Origin of the sequence: Moraxella oblonga NBRC 102422 (assembly GCF_001598275.1) — a bacterium.
Taxonomy (GTDB): Bacteria; Pseudomonadota; Gammaproteobacteria; order Pseudomonadales; family Moraxellaceae; genus Moraxella; species Moraxella oblonga.
The window spans coordinates 1,046-27,886 of sequence record NZ_BCYQ01000006.1 but is presented as its reverse complement, the minus strand read 5'-3'; the positions used below and the strand labels follow the sequence as shown (position 1 = coordinate 27,886).

Annotated in this window: 1 protein-coding gene (running past one end of the window); it reads right to left on the bottom strand. The window is 40.9% G+C overall.

From position 1 onward, the window contains the following. Nucleotides 1-26,841: the 5' portion of an Ig-like domain-containing protein gene (locus MOB01S_RS01495; protein ID WP_066800563.1), read on the bottom strand. The gene continues 5,589 nt to the left of window position 1, outside the view; only the first 26,841 of its 32,430 coding nucleotides appear in the window; the start codon lies at nt 26,839-26,841; its stop codon lies off the left edge, out of view.

The following is a 26,841-nucleotide window of genomic DNA, read 5'->3' as shown; positions in this document are numbered from 1 at the left end:
AATTCGATTTTCAAAAATATGAATTTTTTGGTTTGTTTCTGTATCAACTGTTTCCACAGCATCACGATGTATGTCAACAAGGTTAACGCGTAAATTTTTAGCTATTTCCTCAGCAATATCATCGGGATCTTTACCAGAATTTTGATCAATTACATCATCAATTGTATTTAGAAATTTATCCAATTCCATAATTAGTTGATTCATAATTAAGTAAGTGTATAATCCATTTTTCTCATATTTTTTTGAGATAAATATACTTATTTCATCACTTATAATGTCTTTACTATTTTCAATTTGAGAAACTGATTTCTTTCCTATTTTAGCAGACGCATGAAATAAATTAATTTTAAATCCGCCTAAAATTTCATTAGCTGGACCATAGAAACTATAAAAACGAGGATTATCGAAGCTACTTTCATTTTTCCTGCGACTGTCTTTTGAGAACTCAATAGAGGTTGCTACCCCATTTTGAGATTCTGTATCAAGATAAACAACCTTAATTTCACTCATATCAGAATCTTTAGAACTAGCATTTCTATCAGTCTTTACTTTGAATTTGACAGCGAAAGTATTAGCTACAGTTCCAGGTCCTTTAGTTGATATTTCATTTCCATTTTTATCATATTTTGTCAAGGAATCTTTATCTGCACCCCATTTTTTTAGTGTAGTCGTATTAAAAATGTATTGTAAAGTTGTGTAAAGACCTGATGCTTCTGTAGAACCTTTACCTACAGGCTGGAAGTAATCGTTATTATCTTTAATAACTTTTCTTAGTTCTGTTTCTGATTCCCAGTCTAGTCTTGAGCTAGAGCTACCCATACTGATATAACCAGCATCGCGCTTGATTTTATTTTTCCGCTTATCTTTTTGACTTTCATTGCGATCTTTAGTCTGTCTAATTCTATAGGATTCGGATGGTCTTGTCGCTTCTGATTTACCAACCTCTTTTTTAGGCTTTTGTGTATCAGATATTGTTTCATTAAGTTGCTTTTGCTGTCTCGCTTGATTGCGTTTTGAAACCTCCATTTTTTTGTATTTCTCAGCATGTTCATCAGCTAGCTTTTTAATATCCACAGTCTTAGCTGTCTGAGACTTAGCCTTACGGATATGATGAGCAGACCCAGCAATAACTTCGACCATTTTGATGTTATTTGATTGATTGTTGAGTATTTTAATCAAGCTTTCGATCACATTTTTCGCTTTGTCTAACGATTTAACCGACTTGGCTGCAGTTTTCCCAAGTACAATGCCTCCTGTAACAATGTTGATAGACTTGGCTTTGGGTCTAAAAATTGCATTAAAGTCCGCAAAAGAAGCACCAGCTTCAAACATATTAACAAATTTATCAAGACCAAAAGTATCCTCTCCTTCAAAGGTATAATCAAGATCTGGCAACTCTATCTGTAATTCTTCAAATAAATCTTGAGACGTTGCTTTTTCAAGATGTCTTGCAATAGCTAGAACCTTAGCAATAACATCATAATCTTCTGTATTAGCATCATCCGAATCATCGCCAATTACCTTAATAAGAGTTTGAATTTGATTATCAACGTCATCGATAATCGTTGCTGACTTTTCAGGGTCACTATAAGATTGCACAATCAAATCCCTAGCAATATTCATGCGCTTCATCTCATTTTTCGAGTTTTGACCCATCATATCAAGCAAACCAGCTTGCAAGCCTGAAGTTAAAAACATTGCTTTCGCTTGTTGAGTGATTAAATCTTTACTAAGATTACCCAAATCTGTTAATTTAACTTTAACATTGCTATCCAACTTCAAATTTGAAGCAGTTGCCCGATCTGCTGAATTAAGAACTGGAATATCTTTGATTGCAAACGGATCTTGATAATTCTCCAATGCGCGTATGGCTACATACTTGCTGTAATCACCCTGATGAAAGGTGTCCAATTTAATAGGTGTTGTTCCAGGTATTGGCTTACCTGCCGTTGCTTTATCCTCTTTTGGTAAACGATCAATTGGGTTTCCTAGCAACCAACCCTTATCTTTTACATTTACATGATTCTGATATCTGTCTTTATGATGAATAGCAGCATCAATAATTCTAGCTGTATCCCAAATAAAGGTAGTGCGATAGAATGGACCAGTTAAGCCTTCATCAAACCAAGCAGTGGCTTGTAGCATACCACTTTGCGTAAGGCTTAATGTTTCTAGTGTGGCACCTTCAATCGGTATGGTTGATCCTAATAATTCTGGATCGCCTTCATAACCAAAGGGGTCTTTAATAACAGCAAGTTTACCACCTTGTTGTTTTGTGATTTGTTTTTCATACCAACTATCATCCAACCAATCAACTTCATTAAAATCAAAATGGTAATCTGCAACGATAGCATATAAGCTATTGCCATAAGTAACTAAAACAGTTTCTGATGCTCGCTGAATATCTTGAATGGTACCCCGCACAAAATTGAAATTTTCTTCACGTGCACGCATATCTAAATCAAATTGATGAATTTTAACTGTTTTTTGTAAATCACCAGTATCATTATCAACGCCGAGACGTAAACTACTTAGACCATTCTTAAAATTACCTGCACTTGATAACAAAAACTCGCCTGGTAACATACCAGCAGTAATCCTATCAGGCGCTTTACCGTTATAATCACCAAAATCTTTGCGATCAATAACTTGCAATCCTTTAGTGGAATCCAATACGCCTAATTTATCAATTTTTAGTAAATCAACAATAATAACTCGTCCAGGTTCTTCAATGGTTCGAATGGAGGACGTCATGGTAGATATAGCATTTTTAGATTCGGTAATGGCAAGGTAACGACCAAAGCTTACAGCCATATCCCCAAAACCATATTTGGTAGTACCCCCAATTGATAAAGCTATTTGTTGCTTAGTTGCTAAAAATTCCTCACTATATGAATCCACATTCACCCTCATCAAACGAGCATCAGTAGAAGCACCCCAACGTGAGCCTTCTGCAACATATAACCACCCATCTGCAATGGTAATACTATTGATATTCCCCTCTAAGTCATCTAATTTAATTGTGTGAAAAATTCGACGCATCATTGTATCATACACATAAATTTTGCCATTACCCCCTGCAATAAAAGCTAAAGAACCGTCATCAGAAAACGCAACAGGATCTCGTTTTTCACCTAGGAAAGATAGATCATTACCCTCATTATCTTTAGTTAAGGTAATTACCTCACTAAATTGATTTGGGGTAGCACCTTGTTTATAAATTTGTATTGAGTTCATACCAACAGCAATTGACTCATCAAACTTTTTAATTGTCCATGTGTTATGTAATGGGCTATTAATTGAATCAGTAGTACGTTCTATACCCTGTGCATCACGATAAGTTGCCATACGTTCAACAGAAATATAGTGCTGAGAAATAGCAATACTTTTATCAATAGTAATTTCCAGCTTGTTGCCATTGGGTGTGGCATCAATTGCCTGCCATGTCATCCCATTAATAACTTGTGTAGACGTACCATCAGATGTTTCAATATTACCGCCTACTGGTGTTAGCCATACTTTATATTTAAAATTCCCTATAGATTGCCCCTCTGGTACTAAATTTTGAACAGTAAGTGTGAGTTTGTTATTATCAGGCTCAAACTCCATTTGTTCCACATAAGGTCTAGCCTCCTCAAAATAGCTAGCTGGTAGTTCAGGATATACCAAAGTGCGATTAGATAAGTCTAAAGAGGTATTAGGGAGTAAGCGTTGGAAAGTACCAGCTTTAGTAACTTCAATTAAACTAAACCCATTCAAAACACCTAGTAGAGCACCAACTGACAAACCCGCTACAGGGCCCAACCCTATTCCAATAGCATTAGTAGCACTCCATAAGGCAGATTGTATATCAAATCTAGCACCTTTAATGGTCATCTCACCCGTGTTATCATTCTTACTAGTTACATTAGCCGTTACTATGACCGTTCCACCATTCGTTAAACCAGAATAGGGCGGGCTTGCAGTCCGTGCAATGCCATCTTCGCCAATATAACCATTATCTACAAGCCACCAAGTATCATGAGTTACGCCATTTGCATCGACAATAACACCTTTACGCCAGAACATCACCTCCATGCCAGAGACCAAATTAACCATTTTACCTGTTACAGGATTTATTGTTTGGTTGCCCACCTTAACAGCAAATTGCAAAGGTAACCCAGATTCTTGATTAGACAAGTCAATTTGATAAGCGCCCAATGTAGATAGCACTTGTGGCGCAGGCAATTGCATCCCCACTTCATCAAGCCCAATCTCGTTAATAGACACCTTCGTGCCATCTTTGAGTGCTCCTGGTGCTACCATGAGCTGATTACCTTTCTCATCTTGGACCACTACACCATCAGAAGCTGAGACCACGCCTGCACCGACAATCGGCTCTTGCACATGTAGTACCAGATCGTATTGACGACCATCATTAATCACTGACACTTTGGCGTTACCTGCTTTTTTCGCAATAATCAAGCCATCAGCCGTGATATCGGCGATACTACTATCACTGATATAATAGGTTGAGCCTTTGCTGGCTGCATCAATACGGGTACCGTCATACTCCGTCACTTTTAACTGACGCTGACCATTGATTGGCAGACTGACCGCTAATGGATACACATCAACTTCAATACCGCTATATTCGTACGGCTTATCCACCGAGACCGTAAACACATTCACCGCCTCAATACCACGAGCAATGGCTTTTACAATTGCTTGTCCTTCGCCTGTAGCTCGTACATTACCTAAGGCATCGACTGACACAACTTTATCATTACTGGACACAAAACGCACGTAATCAGCAGGTAGCTCAACGCCTTTCTCATCAGTAAAATCGCCAGTTAAAGCAAGCTTATCTCCACTACCAAGTGCCAACCCTTGAATCCGCTCAATGTTAATAAGTACTAGCTTAGCATCACTAACTGTAAAACTTAATTCAATTGGATTGGAACGGCTAAATCCATCATCAGCTTGAACGATGACCGTTGCTGTACCACTAAAACCAATCTCGGGTTTAAAATTTAAGGTTTTGCCATCTGCGTTTAATGTGGCAACACCATGACTACCACCGACCACACGCCAGAATACTTGATCACCCTCCAAATCTTGGGCAACACCATCTAAACTGACTTGTTTACCCAAATCAACATGAGTTTTGGCAAATTGTTGCTGATCGGCAGTTAATGCCTTAACTGGTGCTTGGTTGGCTTTAAAGCCGTAGTTACTAAACAGCACTTGACGATCAGCAGTCGTAATTTGACCATCACCATTCACATCTAAGTTCAAATTACCTGTAGTCATGCCTTTTTCAAGCATGACCGAATCCAAACCGTCAATGTTGCCATCGCGGTTCATGTCGCCTGCTAGCACCAGATCGACGGTGGCCTCCCCACTGCCAGTTAAGGTCAATGCTTTAAAGCCTGCTTTGGTAACACGAATTAAGGTTGTGGTAACTCCTTGCGCATTGATGGATTGACCAATCACTTGCGCGCCTTGACCTCTCACTCCTACATTGGTTTTGCCTGTGGTATGCACAGCAACAATGACACTACCAGTACTACCAACAACTTTACGTGTTGATGCCAATTCACTATCACGCACTCCAAAGGTAAGATAAGTTGGTATGTCAGATAAATTACCTTGCCAACGACTTTGTGAGGCATTGCCCCAATTTACCGCAGAGCCCAAATAATGGGCATCTTTTGGCATCAATAGGCCACCATCTTGGTTATAACCATAGCGATTGTTGACGCTATCGCCAACTAAGCTTCGGGCAGTGACGAGCTGACCCTGTTCATCATAACGGTAAACCAAGCTTTGCAATTGTCCTTGGGTGTCTAGACCTACAATACGCTCAATACGACCTTTATCGTCACGGATAAATTGGATGCGAGCTTGCTGTGTGGCATCGCCAACCAACACAATGCCACTATCAGAGACGAGCCACTGCGTATTGTCACTAAATATCACTTGACGTAATTGACCTTGTGCTGATAATTGGTAACGATTGCCATGAGTATCGGTCACTACAAAGTCCGTCGGTACCCATGCAAGACCAGTATTTGCATTGTATAAACGACCGCCCTGCAAGGTCAACTGAACTGGTTGTGAGTTTAGCTCACCTACACTTAGTTGCCAGCCTTGACTTTGGCTAAACACCGGACGATATAAATTATCTCCTAGCGACTCAAGCTCTAAGCTAAAGCTTAAGTTCGTTGAGGCGTTCGTGTTATCTAGATTACTTGCTAGATTTGGTAGTTGTAACCACACATGAGCACCTTGACGCCATGGTGCAACAGCGCCTGTGGCATCTTTAAGTGCTTGGTCGTGGGTCAACTGACTATCAAGTAGTGGCAACTGCCAATTCCCCAGATCTTGTTGAGTACTATCTGGGATAAGCGTACGAGTCAACGCCAATGTGTGGTTACCTAAACTAAAGACCATATCGGTGTTGCTCACACGTTCAATCTTATCGGCATTGTCAATAAGCAACGTAACTACCTGAGTGGTTGTACGACCACTTAAATCCCATGCCGTCAAGCGTAGTTGATATACTCCATTATTAAAGAAACGTGGATCAAGCGTAGCAAGGGTGGTTTGTGCATCTATCGTTTGAGCGACATAACCGTTTTCACCCAAGGTTTGCCACACCAAGCTTTGTGTAGATTGACCCATGACTGATGGAGCGATTTGTAGGTGATAGCCCATGAGTTGGGTGTCTTGAAGTAGTGCACTAATTTCTGTAATATCACTAATACGTAGCGGATCACTACCTGCTTGCAACCCTTGTAAAGCACCTGTCCATTGCAATACTGGCGCACTAGTATCCTCTGGGTCTTTTATCCGCAGTTGCTCTGTGGCGGTATGGCTAAAGCCATCTACGTCGGTGGCGATCACTTTGATTTCGACCAAACCAGGGTGGCTTGGCGTGATTTTTAAGCGTCCGGCATTATCAAGCTCAACTGTTTGCCAGTTATTGGTGCCAATGCCAGCACCTCGTGCTTGTACATGAACACTTGAAATGGCTGCATAGCTTTGTGCACGAATGGTGGCTGTGGCTAGTTGACCTGGTAGTATTGGCGTTTGTGGAGTAAGATTAATTAAAATATCTGGTCGAATACTGGCATTATCCGCAACTGCTCGTAAGGTAAACACCTGATAACCATCACTGCGACCATCACTGACTGTGGCTGTGATTTGATAATCTCCTATTTGACCAGGTCCTGGTGTCCATTCAAGCACACCACGAGTAGCATCATACACCGCTCCTTCGGGCAAGTTTGTAAAGCTAACGGTTAAACCTTGTGTTTGTCGCTCACCATCAGCATCTTGTAGGTAAATACCAGCTTGTGTTGTTTGACCAGCACCTTTAATGATTGGTAAACTTATCGTGTTGCCGACAACAACCGCATGATTGCTTGCACTAACAGTAGGTGCACGATTGACATCCAGTACGCGCACTTGCACCGTACGTAAGATGCGTGCCTGTCCATCGGTAGCCTCAAAAGTCAATTCATACGTCTTGTCCTTGGCAGTGGCATTATCCACCGTACCCACCGTTGGCGTCCACTCCACATAGCCAGTCGTTGGGTTAAATTGTAAATCCTTAGGAGTGGTATCATCATAAACCAAACTATAACGTAACGCATCACCATCAGCATCTTGTGCCATGACGGTAAAACCTAGGGTTTGACCTTCATACACCAATTGCATTGGCATCGGTAGTAGCACCGGCTCTTGGTTGGTATTAGCGACATCAATACGTATCTGACGCTCGTAACTTACCATGCCATCACTGGCAGTCAAGGTGATTAAGTAACTACCTTTGCCTAGTCCATTATCTAGTTGTGCTGCAAAACTACCAGGCAACCAGTTTAGATTAAGCACGCTTTGACCATCACCCAATGCCATGCTATTAAGTGTCATACCGCTGGGCAGGCCTGTTGCTGTCCAGTACAAGCTATCGCCATCGCCATCACGAGCTGTTACTTGCAGATTGAGCACTTCGCCTTCTTTAGCATTAATCATCAGCGGTGTTGTGAAATTCGTATCCTCAATCAACTGACCATTTGCACTGATATTAAGCACATCTGGTGCTGTATTACTTGCTTTAACCTGAATAATAAAATCTATACTGGTTGCATTTTCTACTGGGTTTTCAGGCATGGCATACCCTGAGTTTTCGGCAGGTAAGCCACTATCTTTGACAATTAAGGTAGCATTGTATTGACCAATTTGAGCGGTGGTTGGCGTCCATTCAAGGGTTGCCTCACCATAACGCACACCCTGAATAAGTTTAGCACCTGCTGGTAAGCCTTGCAGTAAATAGCTTAAATTATCTTGATCCAAGTCACTGACGTTTACTGCAATGGATAGCTTTTGTCCGGCAATAGCCACCAAATGACTTGGCATGTTAATGACTGGCGCTTCGGTTTCACTTTGAACCGTAACCACAAATGACGTAGTGGTTTGCTGGGCGACATTGCTATCGCCATCACCATTGTCGGTGGCACTAAGACTAATGGTATGGCTACCTCTATCGCCAGCATCTGGTGCCAAATGGATGATGCCTGACACTACACGACCTTTTGCAGTTGTTTCAACTGAGGTTTGAGTAAATGTGGCAAAACGTGGTAAACCTGATAAGGCTAAGTGAATATCATTACCATCCAAATCAATGACTGAAACTGGAATATCGAGAATTTCACCCCGTTTTACCACCACACTATCGAGCTGACCAAATATGGGAGCACGATTGGCGTTATTTACTTGAATCGGCACAACCATTTTACTGATTGCAGGCACTCCTGTACCATCACCATTATCTGTGGCAATCACTTCAACATAGTAAGTACCTGCTTGTTGATAGGTCGGTGTCCAGCTGATTTGCAAGGTTTCAGCATCAAAACTTGCTCCTTCTGGCAAACCTTTAATCTCATAGCTAACCGTTGATGGCAGTTCGGTGCCATCTTCACTAATTGCAGGTTTACCTTCTGCAAAACGTACTTTGGGAGTAAAGCTTGGATTATCTGGATCCATAGCAAAGGTACTAATGCGTAATGGCTGACCCTCCATAATTTGCCAAGGCTGATTATCCATAAACACCGGTGCACCATTAGCATTGGCGACATCCAATACCAAGGTTTGGCTAGCTACCGTGGTAATTGGACGACTGCCATCTGCTGGTTGATAGGTGGCGATCAAGCGAATTGGTAGCTCGGTTTTGCCGTGCTGAGTAAAGCTAGGCGTCCAGCTTAACCAACCAGTTTGGCGATCGAGCGTCATCCCTGCTGGTAATACATTAGCATAATATTCAAGACTTATCTTGGTACCATCTGCTTGTACTAGCCCTCCTGGCATAAAGCCAGGCAGTTGCATTCCAAAGGCTTCTCCCTCGCGTAAGTTTTGAATAGGCATCACAGGCAGTTGTGGTTTGGCATAGCCTTGACTTACCTCAATATTAAACACCTGCTTACTGATGGATTTGCCATCACTGGCGATGATTTCAATGTCGTCATAACGCCCAGCTTGATCATAACTTGGTGTCCAAGTTAGAGTGCGTGTTGCTGCATCATATTGTGCACCATTGGGTAGGTTATTAAAGCTGACGGTGATAACATCACCATCGGCATCACTAACCCCAATCGGTAAAGTTAGTGTGGTATTTTCCACTAGCCTTACATTTCTTGGCTGGGTAATAACCACAGCATGATTACCACCTGCAACTGAAATATTAAAGCGTTTTAATGCCACACCACCGCGACTGTCAATGACTTTAACCAAGATACTGGTATCTGCCAAATCCTCGGCTGTTGGTGTCCAATGTAAGGTAGCAATATTCTGATAATCACCTGTACTCGTTGTGGTAATCTTGTCTGATTGTGTTAATGTCATGCCTAATGGAGCATCTATCAACACCCAGTTAAAGGATTGACCATCACTATCAATGGCGACCAGTGGCACTTGCCACGCTTGATTGACTTGTGCACCTGTAAGCTCACTACTGGTACTAATCTCACTCACCGTTTGCAAGACACCTGCACCATCAACGACCGTCGTTGTGGCAAACGTTGCCAATGTGGGTGGTAGATTGGCATAAGGCAAGCCATACACTTGATGGTTCAGATTTGCTTTAATGAACACGCCACCGGCTTGACTGGTACTTAAATCTTGTGGGCTAACCATGGTAACAGTCACATTATGTAAGGTTTGTCCCTGCGAAAGTTTGCCACCTTGTTGTTTGAGTGCTTCACCAGCATCAATCACCCATAGCCCTTGTTGTGCACCTGATAATGCATTGGCATTTAGGCTACCATTAAAGTATTGACCAGGGTCAATGAGCAACATGAGTGGTCCTTTAAGATCATCTACTCCAGTATTGGTGATATTAACATCATAGCTAATGCTACCAGTTAAACGGTCAGCTCGGGTATCATTAAACTCAATTTTAACCTGATTGGTCAGGTCACTCACTGTGGTAAAGCCCACCACATACACACCATCAAGGCGTACTTTGGCACGACTTACTACATTTGAAGCAACTTCTAAACGCCATTGATCAGGATTGATATTGCCAAATGTTAGAATGGCTGATTTAGAACCCTCATGCCAAGTCACTTGACTTGGGTGAATCACTTGATTACTACCATTACTCACAGAGACCAAACGATAGTTATTGGAGTTTAGCACACTGCTTGGGTCTTGCGAGTCTTGACCATTACTACCTGTCCACATAATTTGATCAAAACTTACAGTGATTTGATTGACTGGTAATGGTAGTAACGCACCGTCAGTCATTGAGCTTGCAACCACTTTTGGTGCTTTAATTGGTGCAACTTCATCAACAAAACCAGTTTGTGCCACCAAGATACGACCATCTTCTGTGGTCACTAACGCTTCTGCACGTGTCCCTCCTTTGGCAACACTAACAATCTCACGCGTATTTAGATTAATCATCCATAAGTTAGCACTGTGATTGGATGCAGAAGTTTGCTTCACCATATTACCTGTTTGACTGCTTGCAAGCAGTAGTCCAGCAAGCTCACTACCAGTCTGACCAAAGGCGATACTATTAATCACCCCAGATAAATTATATTCAAGCTGGGCACGACCAATTTCTCGACCACTCATGGGAAAGCTAACGATTTGGGTATGACCATACTGGCTATCAGTAATATCTTTTCCATCCCATTGTACTCCCCATAAACGCCCGTCTGGTCCAAAAGCTAAGTCTCGCACTTGATGGTTGCTAAAGTGTTGCCAAGCTTTGGTTTTATCCGTGGCTTTTGGATCATAAATTTCAATACCATCACCACTGGAGACATAAATTTTGCCAGTTTTTGGTTCAATAGCCAGTGCATGTGTGAGCGGTGCTTCATTGGCTAAGGTTACGGTATCAGTGATGTGTCCATTTTGGCTGTCAACCAATAATAAGGCACGACCTGTCATGACCCAAAGTTGACCTAAGGCATCTTGTGCCATGTCTAAAATCGGTTCATCTAAGCTAAATAATGGCTGGGTTTGATAACCGCCTTCTTTACCATCAAATTGATAGACGTTGTTACGCAACTCGCCCCCACTGACCAGTAGTTGACCATTACTAAGTTGCACCATGGCACTACTACCCATAGCAGTACTTTGGGAAAATCCAGTAGCAAAGCCTCGCAAACTAAACGGTGCTAGCACTGATTGTAAATCATGCGTCGTACTAATTCCAGTTGCGGGTTTATCAGCGATGAATCCAGGCAACCCTTTTTTTACTTCGGTAAATAGGGCGTTGTTTTCATAGGTGCGATCTTGCGGTGCAGTTGGAGTTTGTGCTGTTTGAACCAGTTGTTCTACCACCCCAAGTTGTTCAAGCAAACTTGCTTGGCTACCGTCATCAGGTAAGACAGCATTGCTAATTTGTGCTTGCTCTTGGTTGCCCGCCAAATCTGTTGCGACACTTAAGAATTCATAATAACTACCAGCTTCTCCAGTAAATACAGCTTGACCGTGATCACCGATGACTTGTTTTTGCCAAATCTTGAAGTCACCTCCATCTTTAGCAACATATACGGTGACATGTTTTACCCCACTGCCACTATCAACCGCCTGCCATGTAACATCGTAGCTTGGCACATCACCAGCATCTCGCGTGCTAGCAACGACACGACTTTGTGGTGCAATTTTATCCAACCGATAGTGAATTGGGGTTGCGTCTACTGGAGTTTGATTATCAAAGAAGATACGGGCTTGACTGCTCACCACATCATCTTGCATTGCATCAATATCATCACTGATACTATATCTAACAAAACCCACATCACCTTTTTCTAATAACGCCTTACCGTCAATATCAATTACATTGCCAGTATTAGGATCAATGGCTTGAATCAGCCAAGTTGCCACTCGGTTAACCGCATCCACTCCAGCACTGACTCGTAAGATAAAGCCTTTACTTGCCGTAAAGTCAAAATCACCTTGGAACGCCGCTTTATCACCAGGTAAGTGTACATTAATATCGCCAATTTTAATATCTTGCAAACGTAGACGATATGGGTCCAGGCCATCATCTAGTTGGCTAACCAAGCGAATTTGTTTTACTCCTTGTTCACCAGTATTGGTAAAGTTAATTTGATAAGGTAGTGATACCCCACTAGGTAAGAAGCTAACCCCTTCGGTATTTGCCAACGCCTTAGGTCCTTTGATGCTTACCGTGCTACCTAAGTTTTGCTCAGCCAATTGCATTAGATATTGGGTAAGGCTCAATGCTTTAGGACCAATTGGTTTAAATTCATCATCTAATTGACCGATATGGCGTAAATACTCTAATTCCGATTGGCTACCAGCATACACATTAAAGTCTAAAAAATATGTGCCTTTTGTCGCATTTAAGTCAAACAACTCAGCCTTTGGTGATTTAAATACTGGCACTTCAACAAAGTTGCCTTCTTGATCTGAACGTGATTCGTAATAGTCAATAGGTGCTTTTTGTGCCTCTGGATCGCCTAAGTAACGTGCTGTGTCTCCGTACCAAGCTTGCACTTTAGCAAAGAATGCCACCAAGTCTTTTTGTGTGTTATATTCACTGCCTGCTTTACCCACCAAGATGCCTGTGGACAAGATGGCATTTAAACTGACTACTTTGACATCATCACGAATTGGTGGTGCTTCATTTTCTGGGCGTAATAACCCTGCAATTTCAAGGGCAGCAAGCCACCCAGCCTGCCACTGCTCTTGATCTGCCGCCAGTAGCTTTAATACATCATTAGCGCCACTATCCACTAAAATCGCTTGACGTAGTTTCTCAGCATGTGCTGTTTGATCAACAATGAACTCGGCTCTGGTGATTGGTGTTGCACTACCAAATATATCAAATCTAAACGGTAGTGAGAGCAGTTCTTTTTTTGTTAAATTGGTTCCGGTATCTTCATCAATGGTTAAGAACTTTTTGGTTAATCCACTGTTGATTTTGTCTAAATCTTGAACACCGCCGTCAAGTAAGCCTTGTTCTTTCCACTCTGGACGAATGGCATATAACTTATCCCGCAAGCCTTCAAAGTCTTGTGCTAACCACTCTTTTAACCCAGGATAGGTCTGCACGTTAAAGGTGGCACCCACAAAGCCACCTGCATTCACATCAAATGCGTAGCCTGGGGTTAAGTTATAGCCACTGGTATTTAACGCATTGTCTAGTGCTGCCCAAGGGATATCTTGACGCAATTTCCCAGTCAATGGAGTTTCACCGTATTGCTGATTATTGGCAATATCAACTGCCTGACCATTTGGCTGACCTGCAATATTAGAAGCAAAGATGACGTATGGTAGTGCCAGTCCTTCAATAAGATTGTCACTATAACCCATCTCCGTACTGCCCACATCAAAGCGTACATACGGTGTATCAACGTTGGTTAGGCTTTGCAAGCTAACACTATAATCATTTTTATCGCCAGGCTCAAGGGTGCGACTACCGCCAATACCAATGGTCACATCTGGCTCAATCATGCGCTCAACCAAATAACGATAAGCCTCGGTCACGGTATCGCCATTCGGGTTTTTCACCACAACATCATACAAACCAAAGGGCACTTGGCGTAAGTCAAAGATTGCACGAATATGAGTAGCATCAATGACCTGCCAACGTACCGCATCCATTTCAAACACCCCAGGACGGCTAATTTTTACCACTGCACCGGCAGCAAAGTGGGTGCCATAGATATCCATGGTAACCCAGCGATGATTATCATCTCCACGTCCTCCTTGGTCCGGAGTAACTTTGGTGATACTCAATGGCATTGCTTGTGCTAATAAGGTAACGTTTGGCTGGGTAATTGGCTGTTCGTCTTTACCAGTGTCCCGTGCTTTGACTAAGATATAATAATCACCTGCTTTGGTTGTTGGAATGATAACGCTTTGATTGGCCGATAAGCCTTGGGTGTACGCCGCATCGTAATTGTAGCCACTTGGAATATCGCCGTAGCGTACATACACTTCATTATTGGCATGACTGGTTGTAGAATTTAATAAGATACGTAATGTCTCACCGTCTTGAACATTTAATTTATACAACTTGGTTTCACCACTCACCAAACTTAGGTCTTGTGCTGTGCCCAAGGTAATACTAGGTACGGTAACTGCTATGGTTGTCGCTGAACTGGCGACATTATTGGCTTCCGCTGGATCGCTAATCAAACCAGTTTCGGTATAGCGGATTTTGCCCTCATACACCTCATTGTAAGCATCTGGACGTACCACGATATGCCAATTACCATCTTTTAACGGTGGCATGGTGATTTTAACTTGTTTACCATTGACGTCAATATAACTCTTTAATGTTGCTTGGTATTCACTACCTGCTGCCAAACCGCCATCATGTATCACATGACCCAACAATATGTCGCCCTTATCCCAACTGTTATCACTTGAGATGTAGATTGCATCTGACCAACGACCATAGGCTTGGTTGTCAGACTGATTTTTAACTGTGTAGGTGATGGCAATTTCATCGCCCACGTTGGCACTGGTTGGCAACTGAATGTCATTAACCACCAAATCGGCTGGTGGTGGCAGGGTAATTAAAATCGGTTGCTCGGCAGCCGTGTCGTTATTGGTATCACCTGTAAATTCACGTACTTTACCCACCACGTCATTAGCTGCATCCGTCACCACAAAAACATAGTATTCACCACTAAAATCAATCGGTGCCTTGACCGATAAACTAGCCTCATAGCTGGCGTCTTTAACAAGACCGCCTTGGTGTTCCACATATCCTAAATAGGTATCTTTCCTGATATCTAAAAAGCGATCTTTTGACAAGTAAACTTTATCGTACCAACCATACTGATCGCTTGGCACATCACCACCTCTATTTACCACACGGTACCGAAGGTTAAATTGTTGACCGGCAATCACACCAGTGTCAGCTGTAACACTCGCCACCTGTAAATCTGGTGGTAATACATAAGTAACTGGCAAATCAATGACTTTAACATTATTACCCTCATTGGCAAATTCCATGACATTATTGATGTTTGTAGCCTTAATAGTAGTAAGATCGGGACGAATCGTGCTAGTGATGCCATCATGCTCAGGATCGTTTAAAAACTCGGTATCGGTTTTTAAAATAAGTTTGTAGTCACCACCAATATTGGTAGGTAGTCTAAATGTTACAGTATTTGTATAGCTTTCGCCCGGTTTTAGGTAATGGACAGTTTTGTTGTTATCAACTTGGCTAACGGTGGTGATACGTGCTCTAGTTTTACGTTCAATATCGCTACCACGATCCACTAACGCAAAATCACTCTTATCTAATGCCTCATCTTTAGATAAATAAAGACCATCTAACCAAAATCCTGAACGTGTCTCACGGGTGCCTTGGTTTCTAACGGTCCAAGTTACTGTCATCTCTTCCCCAGATTTTGGCGTTGAGTTTGATAGTTTAATATCTTCGAAGACCAAATCTGGCTCACGGTACGTAATATTGAGCTCACCACGTTTGATATTGTTGGTATTTAAAGTCCCTTCATACACAGATCCAGCATATTTTGAATCAAAGTTTTTACCTCCGTAGTAGTTAAGTCCATCCTCATTGTGATTTGTGGGTGAGTTATTATTATATTCTTCTTTAGGTCTTACTTTACCATCATCAACAACAGCATCTGTAACCACAAATATATAATATTTACCATCGCCGCCTATTGGCAGTCTAGCCTGTATGGTTGCGGTATAGCTTTCGCCTGCTTTTAACCCCTGACTATTGTTATGTTGATACTGACCAATGATCTGATAGTAACCGTCAGTCATCTTGGGGTATTTACTAATCACTACCACATCATTCCAGCCAGACGTACGATTCCAAACATCAGCACCTTGATTGGTCACAGTCCAGCTAATAGGTGTTAACTCGCCTGAGAAATTATCAAGCTGGGTTGTAATGTTGGTAACTTGCAAGTCCGCTGGACTACTACTGACAAGCGTCTCTGCCAAGGCTTGGTTATTGGATTTGGTAATCTCTGTGATTGGCTTACTTGCGCTGGGCGATGAATTTGTACGAACAATGATGTACCTAGCATCAATAGATGGTGACAAAATCACCGTTTGAGTATTACTATAACTTTCTTGATTACCCAACGCACGCTTTTGAGTATATTCGCCCAACAGCCATTTTTCTGTAGCTTTTGTTAAATCTGGGTTGTCACTTAACCAAACCTCATCTACCCACTGATTAACCTGATTGTTGGTTTTTTCTTCAAAGGCATCTGCGATGTTTTGTACAGTATAGCTAAAGGTAAACTCTTTGCCTGCTTGTACTTGTTTGTCTGCACTCACCGCCACTACTTTTAAATCTGGTGGGGTGTAACCTAAAATATTGACCTCTTTAGCGGCATAGTTGTTGTTGTCCAACTCTTTGGGGTCATTTAAGTTGACATTTGAAGCAAGTGTGTCTTCTAAGATCACACCGTAGTTATCACTCCAAACTTGGATATACCACTGGCCTGATAAAGTCCCTTCTGGAATCGTTGCTTGAATACTACCTAGATAATCTTGACCTACCTCTAAATGCCCTTGATGTGTGGCTTTACCTATCAAAATATCACCACGTTCTGGGCGCGGACGAGTTGGGTCTTTGGTAAGCCATACTGTATCCGTCCAGCTATCAATACTACTTCTTAACCCTTGTGTTCTAGCAGAACCTTTATTGGCTACTTTATAAGTAACTTCAACGGTTGACCCATGGGCAATTTGCTCAGGGGCGACAACATCACTGGTCACCAAGTCTGCAAAGGGCACTGCATTCACATGCAGTTTTTTAGCGTAATAGTTATTATTCTCATTAGGGTATTCTTCAACTGCATGACCGCCATCTGCCACCACAATCACATACACATCACCACGATAGCTGATAGGAATATCTAAAGTGGTGCTTTGTGAGCTGTAGCTTTCTGTTGGTGCTAATGCCACTGGATTGGGGATATGACCAATCAATCTGTCATCTGCACTTAATGTGCCATCAAGCGATAAGTAAACTGCGTCTTGCCACTGTTTATTAGTGGCAATACTGCCAGTATTAGCCACGACGAACTTCACCGTTGCTCGAGTGCCTGCCATTACATTCTCTGGGGCTTCTACATCGGTGATGCGTAAATCAGGACGTGGTAGCAGACTGACAGCCAGTGCTGTATCCGATAGTTTTTGGTTGTTTTGCAAGGCAGCGACATCTTCATAGAGCGAGCCGTTTTTGTTAGTTACTATCTCCAAGCGCCATAATCCTTCAAGCCGATTAGGCAAACGAATTTGCTCTTCACGGGTATAGGTTTTACCTGCCTCTAAAGGCTCATGGTATTGATAGTTGCCTAAGCTAATGGTTTTGGTTGGATCACTAACCGAGACCAAGCGCACCTCATCTATCCAAGTTCCTGTCGCTTGTACTACACCTTGATTTTTTACTTGCCAACTAAACTGTATTAAATCACCTTCATAAGCACTCGATGGCAAACTGATTTGACTCACCACCAAGTCGGGGGTCGGTGATAGGCTAATCGGTAAACTAATTTGCGATGTGTTGTTGTCCCCATGAATAAACTCAAATGGACCACCAGTTTTTACATGCAAAGTATAGTCACCAGTAAGCCCATTGGGTAATGTTACAGTTATGGTATTGCGGTAGCTATCATTGGCGTTTAATGCCCCCAAATGGGTTAAGCTACCTAATGCCCAAGTTTTACCCGTTATGTCAGATAGCCAAATATTATCCGTCCATTGGTTGGTGTTAGTAATACCAATACCTCGATTACTCACCTGCCAAGTCACCTCAATACTTTGACCACTGTACGCGGTAGTATTAGTGGAAATAGCATCAACAGTTAAGTCAGCATAAGCCATCGGCATAACATCTACCGTGTCGCTCATCTTGATGTTGTTACTCTCTAACCCATTCTCCCAAACTTGATTACCACCATCAGTTTTGACAAATATTTTACCATGACGGGTAAAGCCTGGACCAAATTGGTAGGTGATACTATCCGAGTAGCTTTCACCTACAGCTAAGCCACCATTATGGGTTTTGTGCCCTAGTATCATGTCATCACCATCACCCAAAGTATCGTTGGCAGAGTAGATAATGCTATCTGTCCAGCTTAGGGTTTTACCCAAGCCTAAGCCTTGATTGCTAACTGTCCAGTTAACAGTCAAACTTGCTGGATCGCCAATAGTTTGGGGCAGTACTTGGATTTGACTAACACTAAGATCGGCGTAGCTATTTACAGCGATATTCATTGCTATCGCTAGCGTGTTATTGTCTTCTAACTCATTTTCACGATTGCTGTTGGTCGCATCTGTGACAATCACCAAAAACCACTCACCTTGTAAGTCAACTGGCAGTTCATAACTGAACTGATTGGTTACTTGACTATTGGCAGCCAACTCCTCATGACTGACTTCTTTGAGTAGGATAGCCCCAACGCCTAAACTGCCATTTTTACTTAAATATACTCGGTCAACGACATTGCGCGCTATCTGACTGCCTGCATTAACTGTGTTCCAGGTAATTTGTAGACTTTCACCGCCTTGACGTGCTCCTGTTGTGGCAACATCACTTACCCGTAAGTCAGGTGAGACGATCTCAAGGGTGCCTACAATTTGGTTGTCAGCATCATTAGATTCTTTGATATAACTACTACGATCTAAATCTAACACCACCTGCCAAGTACCATTTGCTAGGCTTGGCACGCTAATGGTAAAGGTTTTGGTTTGTGTGCTGTTTGGCAACATAACCAAGTTGTCAAGTGGCAACTGCTGGGTAATACGCTGATTGGGATCTTGATTATTAATAAAGGTGAGTGTGTGATAGGTATTGGCATTGATTAGGTCAGTACCAGTGTTTTCTAAATCAACGCTAACGATCAGTTGTTCACCTACAGATAGTGCTGAGGGTAATGCCAAGTTTTTAGCCACCAAGTTAGCGTAGGGTTCAGGCTCAATACGAATTGGCTGAGCACTAACCACAATGTTATTACTGCGCTGATTGGGCTCATGGATATTTTGGTTGGCATCAGTGACCACCATTAGATAGTAGTCGCCCAATAGATTGGTCGGCATGGTGATGCTTTGACTTTCTTGATAGCTCGCCCCAACAGTTAATTGTCCTGCGTGCGATTTGCTACCCACTAAAATAGCATCGTTATCGAGTACACCTGTTTTAGATAGATAAAGTTGATCAATCCAGTAGTTGCTAGTATCTGTGGCGATAGTGCCTTGGTTAGCAACTTGCCAACTGACACTAATGGCACGCCCCGCTTCGGCTTTGGTTGGAACCATCGTTAAGGTTGGCAGTAAGTCCACATAAGTTTGCTTAATGGCAAAGACTGGTGAGATATAAGTATTATTAAACGCTGTATCTGGTTCTAGTTCACTATGGTTGACGTCTGTAATTACCACCAGTTGATAGTTACCCTCAATGTTGCGTGGTAAGTGCACCATTTTGCTTTGACTGTAACTTGAACCTTGTGTTAAGACCTTATCATGACTGACTTGGGCTAAGACGATGCCATTATTCATTGACTGCCCTTGACGCACCAGAACAATTCGATCTACCCAGCTACTGATTTGGGTGTCTTTATCCCCTTGGTTAGCAACCGTCCAACTAATTGTTGCTGGGTAACCTGATTTGGCATCAGTCGGTACTGCAATACTTGTCACCGCTAAATCGGCATAGGTTTTTTTGTGACTGTGTAAACTTATCGTTTGTTGATTATTTTGTTCGGCATCATTTTGTGGGTTGACTTCAAAAATAATGCCTGCACCTGTAATGTTGCTATCAGCGGTCACACTAATCACAAAATCGCCACTACCTTTAACACCTTCAGGTAATATAAAGTCAAATTGACGAATTCGGCTTTCACCCGCCGCCAGTGGCAACTGGTCATTAAAGGATAGCGAGGTGTCAACAATCGCCGCACCCAAGCTACCATCATCATTTTTGGCACGTACCGTAATATGGTTTTGATAATTGCTTGGTAACGCTAGTGTGCCTTGGTTGGTATCCTTCCACGTTAGACTGACTTTATCACCCGCTTGCACTTGATGGTTGCTGATGGTTAGATCATCAACCACCAGATCTGGTCCTGACATGAGCTTGATTGACGCTTGATTGTCACTTTCTTGACTAACACCCTCAGATTCTTCAACTTGCTGCTGGCTATCGGTAGTTACGGTAATGGTAAATTCACCAATCCCGTTAATACCCTCAGGCCATATAAAGCTTGCTTGGTTATCTCGACCACCACCTACTGCAATCTGAGCTACATCAACTGGTATATCAAAACTGGCTACGACTTTTTGTGTGGTATTATTGTAAACTTTAACCGTCTCTACCCAACTACCCTTAGCTACTTGAGTCCCTGTGTTATTAGTCTTCCAGCGTACAGTTACTGTCTGATTCGGTTGCCAATTACTTGTTGGTATAAGACTGACATCACTCACGGTTAAATTTGGGTACTTTGCTAGCAACGAAGTAAATTGTGCACGACTGGTGTTATTTTCTTCATCAACACCTGTTTCAATTTGATTGTTGAGAGTATCTGTTTCAATCACCACCTCAAAGTCGCCCGCCCCTGCCTCACCTCTCGGTAGACGGATAGTGGTATGGCGTGCTTTACTTTCTTGGGCAAGCAGTTGACCTTGTGTGGCTTCATCATAGATGATAATGCTTTGTGCGATAATATTACCTGTTACTTTTTCTTTAATAATCACACGTTCGCTAAAATTTCCTTGGGTTGCCCTAGTGCCTTGATTGGTCGTTATCCACTCTATGTTAATGTTTTGACTTGAGGTAATCACATCGCCCACAGTCGGAGTTATTTGAATGTTTGAGACAACCACGTCCATCGTTCTTGGCTGTTCACTAAGTGAAATCGGCCAAGCCTGCTGTCCAACATCACTGGTCAATACAATAAAGCGATAAGGTACCTCAATACGCTTATTGCCTATTTGTTCAATAATGATTGAGTAGGTTCCTGACACACTCGCCACAAACTCTTTATCATCAAAAGAATTATCTATTGATTGGTAACGTCCATAAGGATCAACAATGTGAACACGAGCCTCGTAGTTATACCCCCAACCATGTTGACTATCATAGCTGTATCGCTGTGTTAATAAGTTTTGGAAATCAAGATATATACGCTGACCAGCTTGTACTTCCAATTGGTACTCATCCATGCTACCATCAGGCATTAAACGACTTTGGGTCAGCTGACCCGGAAGTAACGTCTTACCGCTATTTACTTGCGTTAATTTTAACGCAAAACTTTGATTGGCTTCAACATTTGTCTCAATAACCAATCTATAGTCACCTGCTTTAGCGGTGATTACTTGCAGATTTTCATATAAATTGTTACTAGCTACTTTCTCCCCTGTGAAATTATCAATAAGTTGCCAATATACATGACCATTTGGTGTAAGAACATCAACATATAATTGCTTTTCCTTATCTAGATGTAGATGATAAGTTTGTTTTTGTGTAGCTGGTGTTAATAATCCAGTAATTGCCTGATTTAACACCACTTTAGTATCGCTGTTATCAACTTTATCAATCTGAAAATCTACCTTGTTAATATAATTTTCAGTATTTTGATTATCAAAAATTAAATAATACTTGCCATCACTAAATAATTTAACCGATTGGCTGTCTTCTTGGCTTTTGCCAGTAAGAATTTGTTGACCATGTTCATTTACGATACGCCAAGCCGTACTACCGTTTGTATTGGCTAAAATATTAAAATAGATTTCATCTTCTGCTTGAGCATCAAAAACGTAAGCTTTGACTTGGTTTTTGATTTGATTTTCGGTACTACTCGCCTGTCCTAGACTAATGGGGGTGGCCAATTTAGTAAGATTACTTAGCGCAAAGTTAACTTCAGAAGCATTGTTAGAGTTTTGTTTTTGACTGATGATGAATTGATAATTTCCTTCGTGAAGTTTAACTGGATGATCTAATTGCGTGCTAATTATCTTGCCAGTTTCATCGGCCAATACAATTTGTTGAGTATTATTATAACCATAACCATTTGTTGATTTATTATCAAAATAGTAAAGACCAGATTCTTCTACAGAGATTTTAAAGATCTTTGTTTCATTGCTGTTGATGCTACCTTGCCAGTTATTGATTGCTTGATCGTCACTATTCATAACGATATTGGTATAACTTGGTAGTAAATTCGGTGCATTATTAACAAGACGTGACACCGATAATTGTAAGGTGCCAACTCGCCCATCGCTCAAATTGGTATCATCAATTGGGTTATAAAAGCGATTTGGATAACCACTAATACCGATATAATACATGCCTGTTGCCAAAGCTGTATAATTAAGCGAATCATCATCAACATGACCAACCTCGCCACCCATAGCATCAAAGATGCGTGCATAACCATCAAATGTGCCATTAGGGGCAGATAGTTTCAACACTTCTCCCTGAGCCAGATAAATTCTATATAAATCAACATCTGTTGTGGTATTATTATCCCCAATATTGATTGGTATAATCTTAGTTGTATTTAAAGCCACCAGAATCTCTTGGGCATTAGCAATCGTATTACCTACCTCAGTTGAGGCATTAACATTTTCGTTATTGCGACTAATAATCACTAAATGAGGTTCGCCAATCGCCACAGTTGATTTAATGGCTAATGTATAAACGTCTGTTGCTGTAATTTTTTGTGTAAATTTACCATTATCGCTATTGGCAACTTCATTGCCATTTTTATCTAAAAGCGTTACAGACACGCTATCATCATCAATCGTTAACGTATCATCATTTTCTAGCATCAATCGATAATAAAAGGTGTCGGTTGCATTATTAATGACTGCCGATTGACTCTGATTCTTTTCTAAGATTAAATCAAGTGGGTTATTTACACTAATAGTTGGTGCAAAGTTGATTAGTTTAAATCCATACTCACCACTCTCTTCAGCCGTATTACTAATTCTAAAGATATAATCACCCGAGTTCAAATAGACTTGACTATTGTTTAAATTTGCCAAATTAGTGTTACCAAATAGTAATGAACCATCAGGATTTAACAACTCAAATCTAATGTTATTAGATGCGACAACCTGAGTAAGTTGATAATATCCAGCTTTAATTACCTGAAATTGGTAGCTGTCTTGATCAACAGCTGTATTAAACCGTCCAGAAATCTCTTGGTCTGTCATTAAAGGTTTAGTTTGTTTGATAGCTTGGGTCAATCTAATATTAAAATCAGCAGCATTCATATAAGCTGCATTGTATTTATTAATAATGAGATAGACTTTGCCTGTGATACTAGGGACAAAGTTTGTACTTTGATAAGCATGGTGATTATCAACCAATACTCGACCCTCTTCATCAACCAAGCGGTACACAAACTCATAATTACCAACATTTTCTAATTTAAAGCCATATTGCTGTCCTGCTTGCACATCTAAGGCATAACTGGCTAAACCATCATTAGCGGCTACTTGACCATTTAGCACACCACCATTATTGGTTAAAGTTTGGGATTGGCTAACAATATCAACAATTTTAAATTCATAGCTTGGTGTTTTAACACCAGTTGCATCAATCTCAATACGATAATTACCTGCTGGTAGATAGAAATTTTGTAGTAATTCTTCATTGACACTTAAGCGACGTATGTTTTGCTTTAAATCAGGCCCCAATAAACGAATATTGTAATTACCATTTCTGACACTAACTGCGATATTTTTAGCACTGTCTAAACTAAAATCAAATTGTTGGACATCTCCTGCGATGAGTTGACCGGCAACCTTTTGACCAACTTCAATGGTTTGATTGTGTATCTGATAGTCGCTAATAAATATGGTGCGTAGCGATGGATAATCTGTTCGGTTATTGTTAGAATGATAATTATCAAAACTAACTAAGTAATATTCGCCAGTTGTTGGAATGGTGACTTTTTGTGAATAATCCCCATTACCCCAAGTTTCATAATGAATGATTTGCGTACCATCTTTGTCCAGTAACAACCAGTTTTGACCTGAGGTATTCGGGCTACGTGTATCAATTAAGATACTCTGTCCTTGCGATGCCTGTAATTTCCAAGCAATGGGTAAACGTGAGTCATTGGCACTACCTGTTACTTGCTCATCAAATGGCAATTGTTCTAATGTGGTGATATCAAGCAGGTTAAAGCCATAACCTACACCACCAATTCGATTGGTAGTTTTGCTGACTTGTAGCGTATAATATCCCGCCGCTAAATCCACCAATTTCGTCTGGTTGCTAATATCAGTAACTCCACCATTGCCATCAATAAGTTTCATTACCATATAACTATTAGCATCTACATAGTTTGATAATAAATATTTACCTGCTTGAGTAATCTCAAAGACGTGATTAACCTGATCTTGATAATTAAAATCACCACCTTGATACGCATTACCCACTTCATAAGCGACATGAGTTATGGCACCTGTTTGTAATGAGTAAGTATAGGTTTCTGTACTATGTGAAGGTACTTCAAGGTAATAAACACCATTGTGTGGTGCAGTAAAAACCATATTTTGATTATACCAATATTGCTCCTGATAAGCATTACCACTTTGAAGCAGCTGGTTATTATCATACAGATTGACATTAATAGCATTACCAACATTGCCAGAAGAGGTTGCAGAAATAGAATAACGCTGACCAGCAACTAAATTTACCGCTAAGAAATGGGGCTGATTAACACTCTTAGGTGTAATGCTAACCGCTTTGTCAGCATTTAAGGATTGAATAGGACTTAAATAGGCCGTATAATTCCCTTCATAATACCCTGTTTTCAATTTAACAGTGTATTCACCTTTTTCTAGCAGAACTCTACGATTCCCAGATCCTGCTACCGATTGTACTAATTGATCGTTATTATCATAGATTTCGGCTGAAATATAGTAAGATAAATTTAAAGTTAAATAGCTATTATCAGTTACATTCAATGCATAGCTAAATGTTTTGTTACCTTCAATAACATTATTTGTGTTTAATACAAGAATTGGATTGGTCTTAGGATTAGTTTCTGCAACTATGGGTTGATCTGATTGTCGACCAATATTAACGGTGTAAGGCGTGTTAGTTGCCATCTGCGGATCAAGCCAAAGGTAAAAATCACCTTTAGGCAAGTTAATGGTGTTATTAATATCACTCAATGTGGTTTTAGTAATCAAGTGATAATACTTATCATATAAACTATATTGGTAAGTTTTACCCTGTGTATCAATAATATAATTGCCCGGCTCTGCAACATGAATGGCTTTAAGCTGGGCTTGGTAACTGGTGTTAGGTGTGTAATCAAAATTTAATGGAAGGGATACAAAATCATCATTTTGACTAGCAGCCAATAAACGCAACTGGTTATCCCCAGTAAAACGACTATTGTTAGTCAAGGTGATACGATATTCACCCTTGTTAAGCAATAATATTGCCTCATGACTATTTAGAACTACATTTTGATTGGTAATCTTATTGATAACGTTCCAACTAATATCGTTGTTTGGTTGCATTAGAAAATCTAATGCCAATAACCCATTATTCTCCAAGCTGACATCATAAATATACTGACCACCAGGTTGAAATTGAATGGGGTTTAAAGCATTTAATGTAGTTGCAATAGGTGACTGTCTGGTTTGTTGATGAAGTGTGAAGCTATATTTTCTTTTTTCATCATTCGGCATCCCTTCAATTGATAACCAATAATCACCATCTTCATTTACCGTAATGATACCATAATCATTAGCAAGGCTTTGATTATTCACTATTTGACCACCACGATTATCAAATAATGACCATTGACCTTGATTTGTTGCATCTCCTTTGAAAAATAAGCCATCACCTTTATTTACTGAGATGCGAAAAAGTTTTGCCTGATTGCTACCTGTTAACTCTCCTGTGACATCCTGATTTGTTGTTAATATCTCTGCTGTTTGTTCACCTAAAATTCTAAATTTATAATTATCTATTGTTTGACCATTACCGTCTACCGTCAAACGATAGTTACCTGGCATTAAAACCTGAAATTTATCTGAGGCATTAGCTAGCGTTTTTGAGCTAAACTGACTAATTGGTTGATTATTCACAATGCTGTCAAGTTGCCAATTCATGTCATTACCTTGCACCCCATCAAAGAAAAGTTTACTCGTTTCAGTAATGACTAGTTCATAAACATCCTGTTCACCAGGTTGTTCGATACTACCTTGTATGTCATGTGCCCCTGGCATTAGGTCGGCTGACATTAATAGTTTGGGTTCAAGGGCTTCTAACTGCCATAAGTTGTCGCTTTTCATCACATTTCCTTTAGTTGTTTTGTTATGCTTAGGTAATTTGACTGACAT